This is a genomic window from Bordetella genomosp. 7, assembly GCF_002261415.1.
GTDB lineage: Bacteria > Pseudomonadota > Gammaproteobacteria > Burkholderiales > Burkholderiaceae_B > Bordetella_A.
The window spans coordinates 432,245-445,982 of sequence record NZ_NEVI01000023.1; the positions used below are offsets into that span (position 1 = coordinate 432,245).

Sequence of the window (13,738 nt, forward strand, 5' to 3'; positions counted from 1 at the left end):
TGTCAGGATCATGCGTCGCTATTGGCTGATATTTGCTCAGACCGTCACGGTGTGTCTGGCCATTTTATTCGTGGTGACCACGTTGCGCCCCGACTGGCTGCGGCTTTCGGAGCCGGCCACGCCTGCGCCCGCCGCGCCGCCGCGCACGCAGGCCCTGCCCGGTGCGGCATCTTATGCGGCGGCCGTCGCGAAAGCCGCGCCCGCGGTTGTCAACGTGTTCACGTCCAAGCACGTCAATGTTCCACTGGTGCCGTTGCCGGACGACCCGATGCTGCGGCAGTTGTTCGGCCAGGTGCCGGGCCTGAGCCGGCGCGAGTCATCAACGAGCCTGGGTTCGGGCGTGATCGTCAGCGACCAGGGCTACGTGCTGACCAACTATCACGTGGTCGAGGCGGCCGATGCCATCGAAGTGGCGCTGGCAGATGGGCGGCGCGGCGCGGCAAGACTGGTGGGGGCCGATCCGGATACCGACCTGGCCGTCCTGAAGCTGGACTTGCGGCCGCTGCCCGTGGCCGCCTTGGGCCCCGACCGCAGCCTGCGAGTGGGCGATGTGGTCCTGGCCATAGGCAATCCGTTCGGCGTGGGCCAGACCACCACCCAGGGCATCGTTTCGGCGCTGGGGCGCAACGGCCTGGGCATCAATACCTACGAAAACTTCATCCAGACCGACGCGGCGATCAACCCGGGCAATTCCGGCGGTGCGCTGATCGATGCCGACGGGAACCTGGTGGGCATCAATACGGCGATTTATTCGGAATCGGGCGGATCGCTGGGTATCGGGTTCGCGATTCCCATCGACGCGGCGCGCAAAGTCATGGACGACATCATCAAGACCGGCTCGGTGCGCCGCGGCTGGCTGGGCGTCGAGCCGCAGGACATCACTCCTGAACTGGCGCGGGCCTTCGGCTTGCCCGCCGATACGCAAGGTGTGGTGATCGCAGGCGTGTTGCGCGACGGCCCCGCTGGCAAGGCGGGCCTGCGCGTGGGCGACATCGTGCAGCGGGTCAATGGCACGCCCGTACGCGATACGGTGGCAATGCTGAGGCTGATCGCCAGCCTGACGCCCGGCGAGAAGGCCACCTTGGAACTGCTGCGTGGCGGCCGGAAGCGCGAGCTGGATGTGACGGTGGGCACACGCCCGGTACGGCCCCGCTAGCGTTGGCGGCCTGCCGCGCCCCGCGTGCTTGCGGGGCCCGCGCCTTGGGCGATGAGCCGCACCACGGCCAGTACTTTCTTGCGCGCATCGACCGGCAGGGTTTCGACCAGGGCCTGCAGTTCGGCACTGTAGCCATCGGCGTTGTCGTGGGGCGCCGGGCGAGCGGCCAGCGCGGCGACGTTGACGCCGTCGGCCAGCCACGGCACCGTGGTGCCGAGTGCGGCGGCCAGGCGTTGCAGCGTATGGCGGGTGGGCGCATAGGTGTCATCGCGCGTCAGGATGCGATGAATGGACGATTGCGGCACCCCCGAGATGCGCGCGAGCTGGTTCTGGCTTTTGATGCCACGCCCCTGCATTTGGGCGCGCAGGCGCTGTGCGAGTGTCATGCCGGAAAATGTACCGACCGCCATGACGGGCCGGCAAGGCCGGCGCCGCAGGTTTATTGCGTTTGATCACGGTCCGGCGCGAAGCCGGCCCCGGGTATCAGCGCGACTGGGTAAGGTCGGCCGCCGTGTCGTCGGAATCGTCTTCGGTGTTGCGGGGGGTGACCATGCGCGCGCAGATGAGCCCGACTTCATACAGCAGGCAAAGCGGCACGGCCAGCATGAACTGGCTGACGACGTCGGGCGGCGTGACAATGGCGGCGATGACGAACGCGCCCACCACGACATAGCCCCGCGCGGCGCGCAGTTTCTGCAGTTCGACGATGCCTGTCTTGACCAGCAGCACCACCGCGACCGGCACTTCGAATGTAATGCCGAACGCCATGAACATGGTCATGACGAAGCTGAGATAGGCTTCGATGTCGGGCGCGGGCGTGATGGATTGCGGCGCGAAGGTCGCAATGAAATGGAACACCGTGCGAAAAACGAAGAAGTAGCAGAACGCCATGCCCAGCATGAACAGCAACGTGCTGGATACGATTAGCGGCATGGCCAGGCGTTTCTCGTGCCGGTACAGGCCGGGCGCCACGAAGGCCCAGGCCTGGTATAGCACCACCGGCAGCGCTACGACGAAGGCGGCCATCAGGGTGACTTTTACCGGCACCATGAAGGGCGTGATGACGCCGGTGGCGATCATGCGCGTGCCTTCGGGCAGAGATGCCAGCATGGGCTGGGCCAGCACGTCGTAGATGGCCGACGCGCCGGGGTAGATGAACAGCACCACGAAGACGGCAATGACCGCCAGGACGGCCTTCATGAGGCGGCTGCGCAGTTCGACCAGGTGCGAGATGAAGGTTTCTTGTGGCTGTTCCTGGTCCTGGTCCAGCCCGTCTTGCTTGGCTTGCTGGGTCACGGCGTGGTACCGGTTTTCGGTTGATCGGCAGGGGCCGGGCTGCCCGCTGCAGGGTCTGGGAGCCGGTCGGGGGCAGAGCTTGGCGTGGGTGCCGCGGTGTCGACCGCCGCGGTGCCGACCGCCGCGGTATCGACCGCCGCGGCCGAGGCCGGGGGCTCGCCGGCCACCGCTTGCCTGGCTTCGCGGGCCGTGTCGTTCAGGCCGCTGCGCAGCGAACTCTCGGTGTCGCGCAGCGAGCTTTGCATGCTGTCGGCGGCTTCGTCCATTTCAGACTTGAACTTGCGCAGTTCGTCGAGTTCGATTTCGCGCTGGATGTCGCTTTTGACGTCGCTGACGTAACGTTGCGCGCGGCCGAGCAGGTGCCCGACGGTGCGCGCAACCTTCGGCAGCCGTTCGGGCCCGATGACGATCAGCGCAATGACGCCGATCACCATCAGTTCAGTGAAACTGACATCAAACATGCGACATCTGCTCGCTCAAGAGGACAGGGAAGCCGGCCCGCGGGGCCTGGCTTCCGGGGTACAGGGGATGCAGGGAGATCAGGAGTTGGTCTTTTCTTTGGCCTGCACGTCGATCGTGTCGTCGGCGGCCTTCTGCTGCGTGACCTGCTCTGCCGGTTTGTCGGTGTTGGCGTCTTTCATGCCTTCTTTGAAGCCTTTGACGGCGCCGCCGAGATCGCTGCCGATGTTGCGCAGCTTTTTGGTGCCGAATACGAGGGCAACGATGACCAGGACGATCAACCAATGCCAGATGCTGAAGCTACCCATGATGACGGTTCTCCGTGATTATGCGTTGGGAGCCATGCGCCCTTTCCAGGGGCGCTGACCGCCTATGATATGGAAATGCAGGTGGGGGACTTCCTGGCCGCCATCGACGCCGGAATTGGCCATGAGGCGGAACCCCCCTTCCGGGCCCGGACGGCAGCCGTTGTCGGCTGCCAGGCGCGTAGCCAGGGTAACCATTCTACCCAACCAGCCGGCGTCGTCGGGGCCGATGTCCTGCAGGGATACGACGTGGCGCCGCGGGATGAGCAGCAAGTGCACGGGGGCGGCGGGGTTGATGTCGTGGAAGGCCACGAACTCGTCGTCTTCGTGGACCTTCTTGGAAGGGATCTCGCCGCGGGCGATTTTGCAGAAGATACAGTTGTCGCTCATAGGATTCCGTGCTCAGGAGGCGGGGCGCCGTGCTTTTTCTTCAAGGCCTGACAAGCCTTCGCGGCGCGCCAGTTCGGCCAGCACGTCTTCGGGCCGCAGGTTGTAGTGAGTCAGGGTGACCAGGCAATGAAACCAGAGGTCGGCGGTTTCATTGACGATGCGATCGGGCAGGCCGTCTTTGGCGGCCATGACCAGTTCCGTGGCCTCTTCGCCGATTTTTTTCAGGAAGGCGTCGGGCCCCTTGGCCAGCAGCTTGGCCGTATAAGAGGTTTGCGGATCGCCGCCGCGGTCGGGGCGGCGGGATTCCAGGGTGTCGGCGATGCGCGCCAGCACGTCGGTGGACAGGGAGCTGGTCATTTGTAGATCTGTTCCGGATCTTTCAGGACAGGGTCGACGGTGACCCACGCGGCGCTGTCGACGGGGCCTTCCAGCCTGCGGAAGAAGCAGCTGGCGCGCCCGGTGTGGCAGGCGATGCCGCCTTCTTGGTGCACCTTGAGCAGGATGACGTCGCCATCGCAGTCCAGGCGCAGATCGTGCACGGCCTGGACGTGTCCGGATTCCTCGCCTTTGCGCCACAGGCGCTGGCGCGAACGCGACCAGTACACGGCGCGAGCCGTGGCCGCGGTTTCGGCCAGGGCTTCGCGGTTCATCCAGGCCACCATCAGAATCTGCCCGCTTTGGGCGTCCTGGGCGATGGCGGGAATCAGGCCTTGCTCGTCGAAAACGACGTCGGCCATCCAGGCGGGCTCGGTATTCATGGGAACAGTCTAATCCAGTCTGACAGCAATGCCTTGCGCGGCCATGAACTCTTTGCATTCGCGCACGGTGTGCTGGCCGAAATGGAAGATGCTGGCGGCCAGCACGGCGCTGGCGCGTCCGGTGGTGACGCCGTCGGCCAGGTGCTGCAGGCTGCCCACGCCGCCGGAGGCGATGACGGGCACCGGCACGGCGTCGGCCACGGCGCGGGTGAGTTCAAGGTCGAAGCCGGACTTGGTGCCGTCGCGGTCCATGCTGGTAAGCAGGATTTCGCCGGCGCCGTAGGCGGCCATGCGGGCGGCCCATTCGACGGCGTCCAGCCCCGTGGGCTTGCGTCCGCCATGGGTGAAGACTTCCCAGCGTGCGGGCTCGCCGGGTGCAGAGACGCGCCTTGCATCGATGGCCACCACGATGCATTGCGACCCGTGGTAATCGGCGGCGCTGCGCACGAGTTCGGGGTTGGCCACGGCGGCGCTGTTGATGCTGATTTTGTCTGCGCCGGCATTGAGCAGGCGCTGGATGTCGGACACCTGGCGCACGCCGCCGCCCACGGTCAGCGGAATGAACACCTGCGAGGCCACCTGTTCGATGATGGGCAGGATCAGGTCGCGGCCGTCGCTGGTGGCCGTGATGTCAAGGAAGGTCAGTTCATCGGCGCCCTGCTCGTCGTAGCGGCGCGCGATTTCCACCGGGTCGCCCGCGTCGGCCAGGTTTACGAAATTGACGCCCTTGACCACGCGTCCGGCGGTCACGTCCAGGCACGGGATAATGCGCCGGGTGAGCGCGCTGGGCGCGCCCTGCGCCATGGCGGAGCTGTTCATGAGCCGAGTTCGTCCGCGCGAGCCTGCGCCTGCTGGAAGTCGAGCGTGCCTTCGTAGATGCTGCGGCCCAGGATGGCGCCTTCGACGCCTTCTTCTTCGACGGCGCACAAGGCTTCGATATCCTGGATGCCGGCAATGCCCCCGGATGCGAAGACGGGGATGCGGACGTGCTGGGCCAGGCGCACGGTGGCGTCGACGTTGACGCCCGACAGCATGCCGTCGCGGCTGATGTCGGTGTAGATGATGGCCTCGCAGCCGTAGTCTTCGAACTTCTTGGCCAGGTCGAGCACGTCGTGGCGCGTGAGCTTGCTCCAGCCATCGGTGGCGATCTTGCCGTCGCGCGCGTCCAGGCCCACGATGATGCTGCCGGGGAAGGCGCCGCAGGCGTCATGCAGGAAGCCCGGGTTCTTTACCGCGGCCGTGCCGATGATGACATACGAAATGCCGGCGTCGAGGTAGGCCTCGATCGTGTCCAGGTCGCGGATGCCGCCGCCGATCTGGACCGGGATCTCGTCGCCGACGGCATCGAGGATCGCCTTGATGGTGGCGTCGTTTTTGGGCTTGCCCGCCACGGCGCCATTCAGGTCGACCAGATGCAGGCGGCGCGCGCCCAGGTCGAGCCAGTGTGTGGCCATGGCGGCGGGGTCTTCAGAGAATACCGTTGCCTCGTCGAGGTCTCCCTGGCGCAGGCGTACGCAGCGCCCGTCTTTGAGATCGATGGCGGGGATCAGCAGCATGGTGGATATCGAGCGTTGAAAAATTGGTTGAAAGGGCCGGCCGAAGCTCGTACGGAGCGGCTATGGGTTCCAGTCTACAAAATTGCGGTACAGCCGCAAACCGTGGGCCGCGCTTTTCTCGGGATGGAACTGCACGGCGAAAATGTTCTCGGCGGCCACGGCGCACGTAAATGTAACGCCGTAGTCGGACTCGCCGACCGTCAGCGCGGGATCGGCGGGCGCGGCATAGTAACTGTGCACGAAATAGAAATGCGTATGGTCGGGGATGCCCGCCCATAGCGCATGAGAGCGCGTCTGGCGGACTTGGTTCCACCCCATGTGCGGCACCTTGAGCCGTTCGGCCGCGTCGGGCCCGGCGGTGGCGCCGGCGTACTGCGGCCCGGCAAAGCGGCGCACCGTGCCCGGAAACAGGGCCAGGCACGGGGTCTGGCCTTCTTCGCTGGACTCGAACAGCATTTGTTCGCCCACGCATACGCCCAGCAGGGGCTTGGCGCGGGCTGCGCGCACCACGGCTTCGCGCAGGCCCGATTCGTTCAGGGTGCGCATGCAGTCGGCCATGGCGCCCTGGCCGGGAAAAACGACGCGGTCGGCCGCATCGATGTCGGCCGCGCGGTTGCAGATACGGATGTCGGCGTCGGGCGCGGCGTAGCGCAGCGCCCGCGCCACGGAATGGAAGTTGCCCATTCCGTAGTCGACGATGGCAATGGTAGTCACAGTGTGTGCCTGGCGGATGGGTAGGCTGGCGCCGAGGGAAATACCTTAGAGGACGCCCTTGGTGGACGGCACCGTGGCGCCCATGCGGGGGTCGACTTCGAGCGCCATGCGCAGGGCGCGCCCGAAGGCCTTGAACACGGTTTCGCACTGGTGGTGCGCATTGAAGCCGCGCAGGTTGTCGATGTGCAGCGTGACCAGTGCGTGATTGACGAACCCCTGGAAGAATTCGCGGGTAAGGTCGACGTCGAAGTCGCCGATGCGCGCGCGGGTGAACGGAATGTGATATTCCAGCCCGGGCCGTCCGGAGAAGTCGATGACCACGCGCGACAGGGCTTCGTCCAGCGGCACGTAGGCGTGCCCATAGCGGCGCAGGCCCGCCTTGGTGCCCACCGCCTTGGCCACGGCCATGCCCAGGGTGATGCCGACGTCTTCGACGGTGTGGTGCGCATCGATGTGCAGATCGCCGTCGGCCTTGATGTCGAGATCGATGAGCCCGTGCCTGGCGATCTGGTCGAGCATGTGGTCGAGGAACGGCACGCCGGTGTCGAGCGATTGCTTGCCGGTGCCGTCGAGATTGACGGCCACGCGGATGCGCGTTTCGTTGGTGTTGCGGGTAATTTCGGCGGTACGCATAAAGGGGCGAGCCTAAATTTAGCTGAGGATATCTTGCAGGGCGTCGAGCACTGCGCGGTTTTCGTCCGGGGTGCCGACCGAGATGCGCAGGCAGTCGGCCAGCAGCGGGTGGGCGTCCGAAAAGTTCTTTACCAGTATTTTGCGCGTTTTCAGGGCAAGATGCACGGCGTTGCCGCCCGGCTTGCCGGAAAAGCGCGCAAGTACGAAGTTGCCGGCGCTGGGGTAGGCGGTGACGTTCGGCAGCGCGGCCAGGCCTGCCGCCAGGGCGGCGCGGCCGGCCCGCAGGTGCGCTGCCTGCTCGTCCAGCACCGCCTGATGGCGCAGCACGGTGCGCAGCGCCGCCTGGGTCAGCACATTGATGTTGTAGGGCGGCCGGACCTTGTCGATTTGAGAGATCCAGGCGGGGTCGCCGGCCAGGTAGCCGAACCGCAGGCCGGCCAGCCCGATCTTGGAAACGGTGCGCAGCACCACGGCCTGCGGCAAGTGCGGCAGGCGGGGCATCCAGGTGTGGCCCGCGAAGGCCTGGTACGCCTCGTCCAGCACGACCAGGCCGGGAGCGGCATCCACGATGGCCTGCACCGCGGCGTCGGGCCACAGGCCCCCGGTGGGATTGTTGGGCAGGGCCAGGAACACCACCTTGGGGCGGTGCTGGTCGATGGCCCGCAGCATGGCGGGCAGGTCCAGCTGCAGGTCGGCCGTCAGGGGCACGCCCACGAAGCGCGCATGGTCAAAACGGGCGGCCATGTCGAAGTAGACGAACGACGGCCAGGGCGACAGCACCGTGTCGCCGGGCTGGCAACACGACTGCACGATCAGGTGGATGAGCTCGTCCGAGCCGTTGCCGAACAGCAGGCCCGACTGCGCGGGGATGTCGAACGCCTGGCGCAGCGCGAGCGCCAGCTCGCCGTTGTCCGCCGCGGGATACCGATTGAGCGCGGTGTCGCGCAACGCGCGGGCAATATCGTCGCGCACCGCATCCGGCAACGGATAAGGGCATTCCATGGCGTCGAGCTTGATGCCCTGGGGCGCCGACGGCACGGGGTACGCCGTCATGGCGCGAATGTCCGGCCGGACGGTCGCGGCGATGCGCTTATCCAGGGCATCGCCCGTGGCGGGCCGCAGGCCGGCGTCGCGCGCGCCCGGCCCGGGCGCGGCGGCCGTGCGGGCGCCGTTCACGGCGGGTCGAGCCGATACTGCGCGCTGGCCGCGTGCGCGTGCAGGCCTTCGCCCAGCGCAAGTTCGGCGGCGATGCGGCCCAGGGTTTGCGCGCCCTGCCGCGATACCTGGATCAGGCTCGACCGCTTCTGGAAGTCATAAACACCCAGCGGCGACGAAAAACGCGCGGTGCGCGACGTGGGCAGCACGTGGTTGGGGCCCGCGCAGTAGTCGCCCAGCGATTCGGAGCTGAACCGGCCCATGAAGATCGCGCCTGCGTGCCGGATGCGGGCTGTCCAGTATTCGGGCTGTTCGGTAGAGATTTCCAGGTGTTCGGGGGCGATATCGTTGGCAATCGCGCAGGCTTCTTCCAGGTCGCGTACCAGGATCAGGGCACCGCGGTTGGCCAGGCTGACGCGCAGGATATCGGCCCGCGGCATGGTGGGCAGCAGGCGGGCGATGGACGCCTCGACCTCATCGATGAAGGCGGCATCCGGGCATAACAGTATGGATTGGGCCAGTTCGTCGTGTTCGGCCTGCGAGAACAGGTCCATGGCGATCCAGTCGGCCGGTGTCTTGCCGTCGCAGATGACCAGGATCTCGCTGGGGCCGGCGATCATGTCGATGCCCACGGTGCCGAACACGCGGCGCTTGGCCGCGGCCACGTAGGCGTTGCCCGGCCCGACGATCTTGTCGACTGCGGGAACGGTGGCGGTGCCATAGGCCAGTGCGCCGACGGCCTGCGCGCCCCCTATGGCGAACGCGCGGTCAACGCCGGCGATGGCGGCCGCGGCCAGCACGATGGGGTTGCGCGCGCCGTCGGGCGTGGGGGTGACCATGACGAGTTCGCCGACGCCGGCGACTTTGGCCGGAATCGCGTTCATCAGCACCGACGAGGGATAGGCCGCCTTGCCGCCCGGCACGTACAGGCCCACGCGGTCCAGCGGGGTGACTTGCTGGCCCAGCATGTTGCCTTCGGGGTCGGTGTAGGTCCAGGTCTCGGCACGCTGGCGCTCGTGATAGGCGCGCACGCGGTCGGCGGCCGCTTCCAGCGCATTGCGCTGCGCGGCCGGCAGTGCCGCCAGGGCCGCGTGCCATTCCGATCTGGGAATTTCCAGTTCGGCGGCGGTGGCGGCGGCCACGCGGTCAAAGCGCTGGGTGTATTCCAGCAGCGCGGCATCGCCACGGCCGCGCACGTCGGCCAGGATGCCGGCGGCGGCGCGGTCGATGGATTCGTCTTCGGAGGCTTCGAAGGCCAGCAGTCTGGACAGCGCGGAGGAAAAATCCGGCTGGCGGGAATCAAGGCGGTTGATCAGGGCGGCCATGGCGTTACGGAAAAACAGGAAGATGCGTCCGGGGCGGCGCTGTTGCGGGCAGCCGCCACCGCGGGCAAAACCATAGTGTAGCGGGCGCCGGGGCAGGCGCCGCCGTGTCAGCCGGCCGCCCCTGCCTGTGCGGCGCGCCGGAATGTGTCGAGCAAGGGTTGCAGCCGGTCGCCGCGCGTCTTGAGAGAGGCCTGGTTGACGATCAGGCGCGACGAGATCGGCATGATGTCTTCCACGGCGACCAGGTCATTGGCGCGCAGGGTTCCGCCCGTTGACACCAGGTCGACGATACAGTCTGCAAGACCGACCAGCGGCGCGAGCTCCATCGAGCCGTACAGCTTGATGATGTCGACGTACACGCCCTTGGCGGCGAAATGTTCGCGCGCCGCGCGCACATACTTGGTGGCCACGCGCAGGCGGGCTCCCTGGTGCACGGCCGCTTCGTAGTCAAAGCCCTTGCGAACCGCCACGCACAGGCGGCACTTGGCGATGTCGAGATCGATGGGCTGGTACAGGCTGCCCGGGTATTGCGCCGCGTGTTCGTGCAGCACGTCTTTGCCGGCGATGCCGAGGTCGGCGGCGCCGTACTGCACATAGGTGGGTACGTCGGAGGCGCGCACGATGATCAGGCGCAGGCCGGGGTCGCTGGTGGGCAGGATCAGCTTGCGGGAGCTTTCGGGATTCTCGGCCACGTGCACGCCCGCCTGGGCCAGCAGCGGCAGGGTTTCTTCGAAAATGCGGCCCTTGGACAGTGCAAGGGTGATGGGGGCGGCGGAGAGGGAGCTCATGCGGATTCCTTGCCGCTCAGGCGCTGGATATCGGCGCCCAGGGCGCGCAGCTTGACTTCCATTTTGTCGTAGCCGCGGTCGAGGTGGTAAATGCGGTCGATGACGGTCTGGCCGTCGGCGGCCAGGCCGGCAATGACCAGGCTGGCCGATGCCCGCAGGTCGGTGGCCATGACGGCCGCGCCCGAAAGGCGAGGCACGCCGCGCACGACGGCCGTATGGCCGTCGATGTCGATGTCGGCGCCCATGCGGCGCAGTTCCTGCACGTGCATGTAGCGGTTCTCGAAGATGGTTTCCACGATGACGGACGCGCCGTCGGCGACCGTGTCGAGCGCCATCAGCTGGGCCTGCATGTCGGTGGCGAAGCCGGGGTATTCGTGGGTGCGGAAATCAACGGGGCGGGGCCGGCCCTGCATGGCGCCGCGCACCCAGTCGGGCCCGGTTTCAATGGTAAGCCCCGCATCGATGAGCTTGTCGAGCGTGGCGCCCATGATGGCCGGGTCGGCGTTGCGCAGGGTGATGTCGCCGCCGGCGGCGCCCACTGCGCACAGGAACGTGCCGGCCTCGATGCGGTCGGAGATGACGCGGTGCTCGGCGCCATGCAGGCGGTCCACGCCGTCGATGACGATGCGATCGGTGCCGTGGCCCTGGATGCGGGCGCCCATCTTGATGAGCAGCTCGGCCAGGTCGACGACTTCGGGTTCGCGCGCGGCGTTTTCGAGCACGGTCTGGCCTTCGGCCAGCACCGCGGCCATCAGCAGGTTCTCGGTGCCGGTGACGGTAACCATGTCGGTGCGGATCGAGGCGCCCTTCAGGCGTTTGGCACGCGCGACCACGAAGCCGTGTTCGATGCTGATTTCGGCGCCCAGCGCCGCCATGCCCCGGATGTGCTGGTCGACGGGGCGCTGGCCGATGCTGCACCCGCCCGGCAGGCTGACGCGGGCCTGTCCGAAGCGTGCCAGCAGCGGGCCTAGCACCAGGATGGACGCGCGCATGGTCTTGACGAGTTCATACGGCGCTTCCAGATTGTCGACCTGGTTGGCCTGCAGCGTGACGATGCCGTCGGCGCCGCGTTCGGCCCGCACGCCCATGCGGGCCAGCAGGCGCAGCATGGTGGATGTATCGTTCAGGTCGGGTACGTTGGCCAGCACCACGGGGTCGGCCGACAGCAGCCCCGCGCACAGTATGGGCAACGCCGAATTCTTGGCGCCCGAGATCGTGACTTCGCCGTGCAGCGGCGAGCCGCCAGTGATGCGTAGTTTGTCCATGGTTTCAGCTGCCTGCCTGGGCGTATTCGTCGGGCGTAAGGGTACGCATGGACAATGCATGGATTTCAGCTTTCATGCGGTCGCCCAGCGCGGCATAGACCATCTGGTGCCGCGCGATGAGGCGCTTGCCTTCGAAGGCGGGGCTGACGATGACCGCATCGAAGTGCGAGCCGTCGCCCTGCACGTCCAGGTGTTCGCAAGGCAGACCGTCGGCGATATATTGGCGGACCTGCTCGGGGGTAGGTAGCATGGACGTCAGTTCCTGAGTTTGTAGCCGCTGGCCAGCAGGCGCAGCGTGACGAACGAAAGCACGATGAACACCCCGGATACCACTGCCAGGCTGCGCCATGGCGACACGTCCGATATGGCGAAAAAGCCGTAGCGGAAGCCGTCGATAGTGTAGAAGATGGGGTTCCAGTGCGATACCGCCTGCCAGAACGGCGGCAGCGTATGAATGGAATAGAACACGCCTGACAGAAAAGTGGCCGGCATGATCAGGAAATTCTGGAACACGGCCAGGTGGTCGAATTTTTCGGACCACAGGCCGGCTATCAGGCCCAGCGCCCCCATGATGCCGCAGGCCAGCATGGCGAACACCACGACCCATCCCGGGTGGGCGGGCGGCAAGGACGTAAAGCACACGGCAACCAGCCATACACAGGCGCCCACCGCCAGCCCGCGCGCGACCGCCGCCAGCAAGTAGGCCGAGAATATTTCGCGGTGCGACAGGGGCGGCAGCAGCACGAACACCAGGTTGCCGGTGATGCGGCTCTGGATCAGCGATGAAGACGGGTTGGCGAAGGCATTCTGCAGCATGCTCATCATCATCAGCCCGGGGATCAGGAACGACGTGTATGGCACCGATCCGTACACCATGACGCGACCTTCGAGCACCTGGGCGAATACCAGCAGGTAAAGCAAGGCGGTGACCACCGGCGCGGCAATGGTCTGGAAGGCGACTTTCCAGAAGCGCAGCAGCTCTTTGCGCAGCAGCGTCGGAAACCCCGAGCCGGTGTCCAGGCGGGGTTGCAGCAGCGGCTTGGCGGCGGGGGTAAGCGGCGCCGTCACGTTGCGGCCTCTTCGGGAGCGAGTTCGGCCACGGCGCTGTCGTCGTGGCGCATGATGCGCACGAATGCGTCTTCGAGGTCGACGCCGCCCACCCGCGCCAGCAGCGCCTGGGTGGTGTCCAGCGCCACGATGCGCCCGCCCTTGAGCATGGCGATGCGGCCGCACAGCGCTTCGGCTTCTTCCAGGTAATGGGTGGTCAGCATGATGGTGTGCCCGGCCTTGTTCAGCCGTGAAATGAATTCCCAAAGCGTGCGGCGCAGGTCGACGTCAACGCCCGCGGTGGGTTCGTCCAGCACAATGACGGGAGGCCGGTGCACCAGCGCCTGGGCGACCAGTACGCGGCGTTTCATGCCGCCCGACAGGGCGCGCATGTTGGCGTCGGCCTTGTCGGCCAGCCCCAGGTTGAACAGGATTTCGTCGATCCAGTCGTCGTTCTTGCGCAGGCCGAAATAACCCGACTGGATGCGCAGCGTCTCGCGCACGGAAAAAAACGGGTCGTAGACCAGTTCCTGGGGCACTACCCCCAGGGCCCGGCGGGCAGCCTTGTATTCGGTGGTGACGTCGTAGCCGCACACGCTGGCGCGCCCGCTGGTGGCGCGCGCCAGGCCGGCCAGGATGGAGATCAGGGTGGTTTTGCCGGCGCCGTTGGGGCCCAGCAGCCCGAAGAACTCACCCGGCTCGATGGTAAGGCTGACATCGTTCAAGGCCTGGAAGCCGGGGCCGGCGTGATGTCCAAGCAGCCTTTTCCAGCCGGGCGAGCGCGGAGAATAGATCTTGGATACGTGGTCGAGGCTAACGGCAGACATGGCGGCGGCACAGCTCTGGCTAGAGCGAATCGCCCATTATAAATGGGGCCGGCGGCGGCCTGTG

The 13,738-nt window shown here is 66.6% G+C and carries 19 protein-coding genes; 1 reads left to right on the forward strand and 18 read right to left on the reverse strand.

Going from position 1 to position 13,738, the window contains the following annotated elements:
- Positions 1 to 10 precede the first annotated feature (10 nt).
- Positions 11 to 1,156 carry a S1C family serine protease gene (locus CAL18_RS18940; RefSeq protein WP_026639250.1) on the forward strand — a complete coding sequence of 382 codons (1,146 nt, stop codon included), beginning with the start codon at positions 11 to 13 and terminating at the stop codon, positions 1,154 to 1,156.
- On the opposite strand, the gene CAL18_RS18945 is transcribed toward CAL18_RS18940, so the two are convergent.
- From CAL18_RS18945 to CAL18_RS19030, 18 genes are all read right to left on the reverse strand, one after another.
- Positions 1,153 to 1,542: a helix-turn-helix domain-containing protein gene (locus tag CAL18_RS18945; RefSeq protein WP_026639249.1), complete on the reverse strand. Its 390-nt coding sequence runs from the start codon at positions 1,540 to 1,542 to the stop codon at positions 1,153 to 1,155. The genes CAL18_RS18940 and CAL18_RS18945 overlap by 4 nt on opposite strands.
- 97 nt (positions 1,543 to 1,639) lie before the next feature.
- On the reverse strand, positions 1,640 to 2,452 hold the full coding sequence (tatC, locus tag CAL18_RS18950; RefSeq protein ID WP_081745682.1) for a twin-arginine translocase subunit TatC: 813 nt from the start codon (positions 2,450 to 2,452) through the stop codon (positions 1,640 to 1,642).
- On the reverse strand, positions 2,449 to 2,913 hold the full coding sequence (gene tatB, locus CAL18_RS18955; protein ID WP_094818514.1) for a Sec-independent protein translocase protein TatB: 465 nt from the start codon (positions 2,911 to 2,913) through the stop codon (positions 2,449 to 2,451). Before tatB ends, tatC begins: the two co-directional genes overlap by 4 nt.
- 78 nt (positions 2,914 to 2,991) lie before the next feature.
- Positions 2,992 to 3,219, reverse strand: coding sequence for a Sec-independent protein translocase subunit TatA (gene tatA, locus CAL18_RS18960; protein WP_026639246.1), 228 nt, complete (start codon positions 3,217 to 3,219; stop codon positions 2,992 to 2,994).
- Between the two features lie 18 nt (positions 3,220 to 3,237).
- Positions 3,238 to 3,606, reverse strand: coding sequence for a histidine triad nucleotide-binding protein (locus CAL18_RS18965; RefSeq protein ID WP_026639245.1), 369 nt, complete (start codon positions 3,604 to 3,606; stop codon positions 3,238 to 3,240).
- A 12-nt stretch (positions 3,607 to 3,618) separates the two neighbouring features.
- Positions 3,619 to 3,963 carry a phosphoribosyl-ATP diphosphatase gene (locus tag CAL18_RS18970; RefSeq protein ID WP_026639244.1) on the reverse strand — a complete coding sequence of 115 codons (345 nt, stop codon included), beginning with the start codon at positions 3,961 to 3,963 and terminating at the stop codon, positions 3,619 to 3,621.
- Complete coding sequence (hisI, locus tag CAL18_RS18975; RefSeq protein WP_094797687.1) at positions 3,960 to 4,364, reverse strand: phosphoribosyl-AMP cyclohydrolase; 405 nt, start codon at positions 4,362 to 4,364, stop codon at positions 3,960 to 3,962. Before hisI ends, CAL18_RS18970 begins: the two co-directional genes overlap by 4 nt.
- Positions 4,365 to 4,373: 9 nt before the next feature.
- Entirely contained in the window at positions 4,374 to 5,183 is an 810-nt protein-coding gene (gene hisF / locus CAL18_RS18980; protein ID WP_026639242.1) for an imidazole glycerol phosphate synthase subunit HisF, read from the reverse strand.
- Positions 5,180 to 5,920, reverse strand: a complete 741-nt coding sequence (hisA, locus tag CAL18_RS18985; RefSeq protein ID WP_026639241.1) for a 1-(5-phosphoribosyl)-5-[(5-phosphoribosylamino)methylideneamino]imidazole-4-carboxamide isomerase — start codon at positions 5,918 to 5,920, stop codon at positions 5,180 to 5,182. The genes hisF and hisA overlap by 4 nt, the downstream gene beginning before the upstream one ends.
- 60 nt (positions 5,921 to 5,980) lie before the next feature.
- Positions 5,981 to 6,634, reverse strand: a complete 654-nt coding sequence (gene hisH / locus CAL18_RS18990) for an imidazole glycerol phosphate synthase subunit HisH (protein WP_026639240.1) — start codon at positions 6,632 to 6,634, stop codon at positions 5,981 to 5,983.
- 45 nt (positions 6,635 to 6,679) lie between these two features.
- On the reverse strand, positions 6,680 to 7,267 hold the full coding sequence (gene hisB / locus CAL18_RS18995; protein WP_026639239.1) for an imidazoleglycerol-phosphate dehydratase HisB: 588 nt from the start codon (positions 7,265 to 7,267) through the stop codon (positions 6,680 to 6,682).
- A gap of 18 nt (positions 7,268 to 7,285) precedes the next feature.
- A complete protein-coding gene (gene hisC / locus CAL18_RS19000) occupies positions 7,286 to 8,389 on the reverse strand; it encodes a histidinol-phosphate transaminase (protein WP_283163507.1) in 1,104 nt (367 codons plus the stop codon).
- A gap of 50 nt (positions 8,390 to 8,439) precedes the next feature.
- Positions 8,440 to 9,747 (reverse strand): histidinol dehydrogenase, encoded by a 1,308-nt coding sequence (hisD, locus tag CAL18_RS19005; protein ID WP_170940392.1) that lies wholly within the window; start codon positions 9,745 to 9,747, stop codon positions 8,440 to 8,442.
- Between the two features lie 107 nt (positions 9,748 to 9,854).
- The gene (hisG, locus tag CAL18_RS19010; RefSeq protein WP_026639236.1) at positions 9,855 to 10,535 is read right to left on the reverse strand and encodes an ATP phosphoribosyltransferase; all 681 of its coding nucleotides are present in this window, start codon (positions 10,533 to 10,535) and stop codon (positions 9,855 to 9,857) included.
- Positions 10,532 to 11,800, reverse strand: a complete 1,269-nt coding sequence (gene murA / locus CAL18_RS19015; RefSeq protein ID WP_094797691.1) for a UDP-N-acetylglucosamine 1-carboxyvinyltransferase — start codon at positions 11,798 to 11,800, stop codon at positions 10,532 to 10,534. Before murA ends, hisG begins: the two co-directional genes overlap by 4 nt.
- Positions 11,801 to 11,804: 4 nt before the next feature.
- Entirely contained in the window at positions 11,805 to 12,050 is a 246-nt protein-coding gene (locus CAL18_RS19020; RefSeq protein WP_026639234.1) for a BolA family protein, read from the reverse strand.
- Between the two features lie 5 nt (positions 12,051 to 12,055).
- Entirely contained in the window at positions 12,056 to 12,868 is an 813-nt protein-coding gene (locus tag CAL18_RS19025; RefSeq protein WP_026639233.1) for an ABC transporter permease, read from the reverse strand.
- Complete coding sequence (locus tag CAL18_RS19030; protein ID WP_026639232.1) at positions 12,865 to 13,674, reverse strand: ABC transporter ATP-binding protein; 810 nt, start codon at positions 13,672 to 13,674, stop codon at positions 12,865 to 12,867. The genes CAL18_RS19025 and CAL18_RS19030 overlap by 4 nt, the downstream gene beginning before the upstream one ends.
- Positions 13,675 to 13,738: the final 64 nt, after the last annotated feature.

What these genes read in the sequence shown, in the direction of transcription:
- CAL18_RS18940 (WP_026639250.1), top strand. Translation starts at nt 11, where the DNA reads ATGCGTCGCTATTGGCTGATATTTGCTCAGACCGTCACGGTGTGTCTG.
- CAL18_RS18945 (WP_026639249.1), bottom strand. Translation starts at nt 1,542, where the DNA reads ATGACACTCGCACAGCGCCTGCGCGCCCAAATGCAGGGGCGTGGCATC.
- tatB (WP_094818514.1), bottom strand. Translation starts at nt 2,913, where the DNA reads ATGTTTGATGTCAGTTTCACTGAACTGATGGTGATCGGCGTCATTGCG.
- tatA (WP_026639246.1), bottom strand. Translation starts at nt 3,219, where the DNA reads ATGGGTAGCTTCAGCATCTGGCATTGGTTGATCGTCCTGGTCATCGTT.
- CAL18_RS18965 (WP_026639245.1), bottom strand. Translation starts at nt 3,606, where the DNA reads ATGAGCGACAACTGTATCTTCTGCAAAATCGCCCGCGGCGAGATCCCT.
- CAL18_RS18970 (WP_026639244.1), bottom strand. Translation starts at nt 3,963, where the DNA reads ATGACCAGCTCCCTGTCCACCGACGTGCTGGCGCGCATCGCCGACACC.
- hisI (WP_094797687.1), bottom strand. Translation starts at nt 4,364, where the DNA reads ATGAATACCGAGCCCGCCTGGATGGCCGACGTCGTTTTCGACGAGCAA.
- hisF (WP_026639242.1), bottom strand. Translation starts at nt 5,183, where the DNA reads ATGAACAGCTCCGCCATGGCGCAGGGCGCGCCCAGCGCGCTCACCCGG.
- hisA (WP_026639241.1), bottom strand. Translation starts at nt 5,920, where the DNA reads ATGCTGCTGATCCCCGCCATCGATCTCAAAGACGGGCGCTGCGTACGC.
- hisB (WP_026639239.1), bottom strand. Translation starts at nt 7,267, where the DNA reads ATGCGTACCGCCGAAATTACCCGCAACACCAACGAAACGCGCATCCGC.
- hisD (WP_170940392.1), bottom strand. Translation starts at nt 9,747, where the DNA reads ATGGCCGCCCTGATCAACCGCCTTGATTCCCGCCAGCCGGATTTTTCC.
- hisG (WP_026639236.1), bottom strand. Translation starts at nt 10,535, where the DNA reads ATGAGCTCCCTCTCCGCCGCCCCCATCACCCTTGCACTGTCCAAGGGC.
- murA (WP_094797691.1), bottom strand. Translation starts at nt 11,800, where the DNA reads ATGGACAAACTACGCATCACTGGCGGCTCGCCGCTGCACGGCGAAGTC.
- CAL18_RS19020 (WP_026639234.1), bottom strand. Translation starts at nt 12,050, where the DNA reads ATGCTACCTACCCCCGAGCAGGTCCGCCAATATATCGCCGACGGTCTG.
- CAL18_RS19030 (WP_026639232.1), bottom strand. Translation starts at nt 13,674, where the DNA reads ATGTCTGCCGTTAGCCTCGACCACGTATCCAAGATCTATTCTCCGCGC.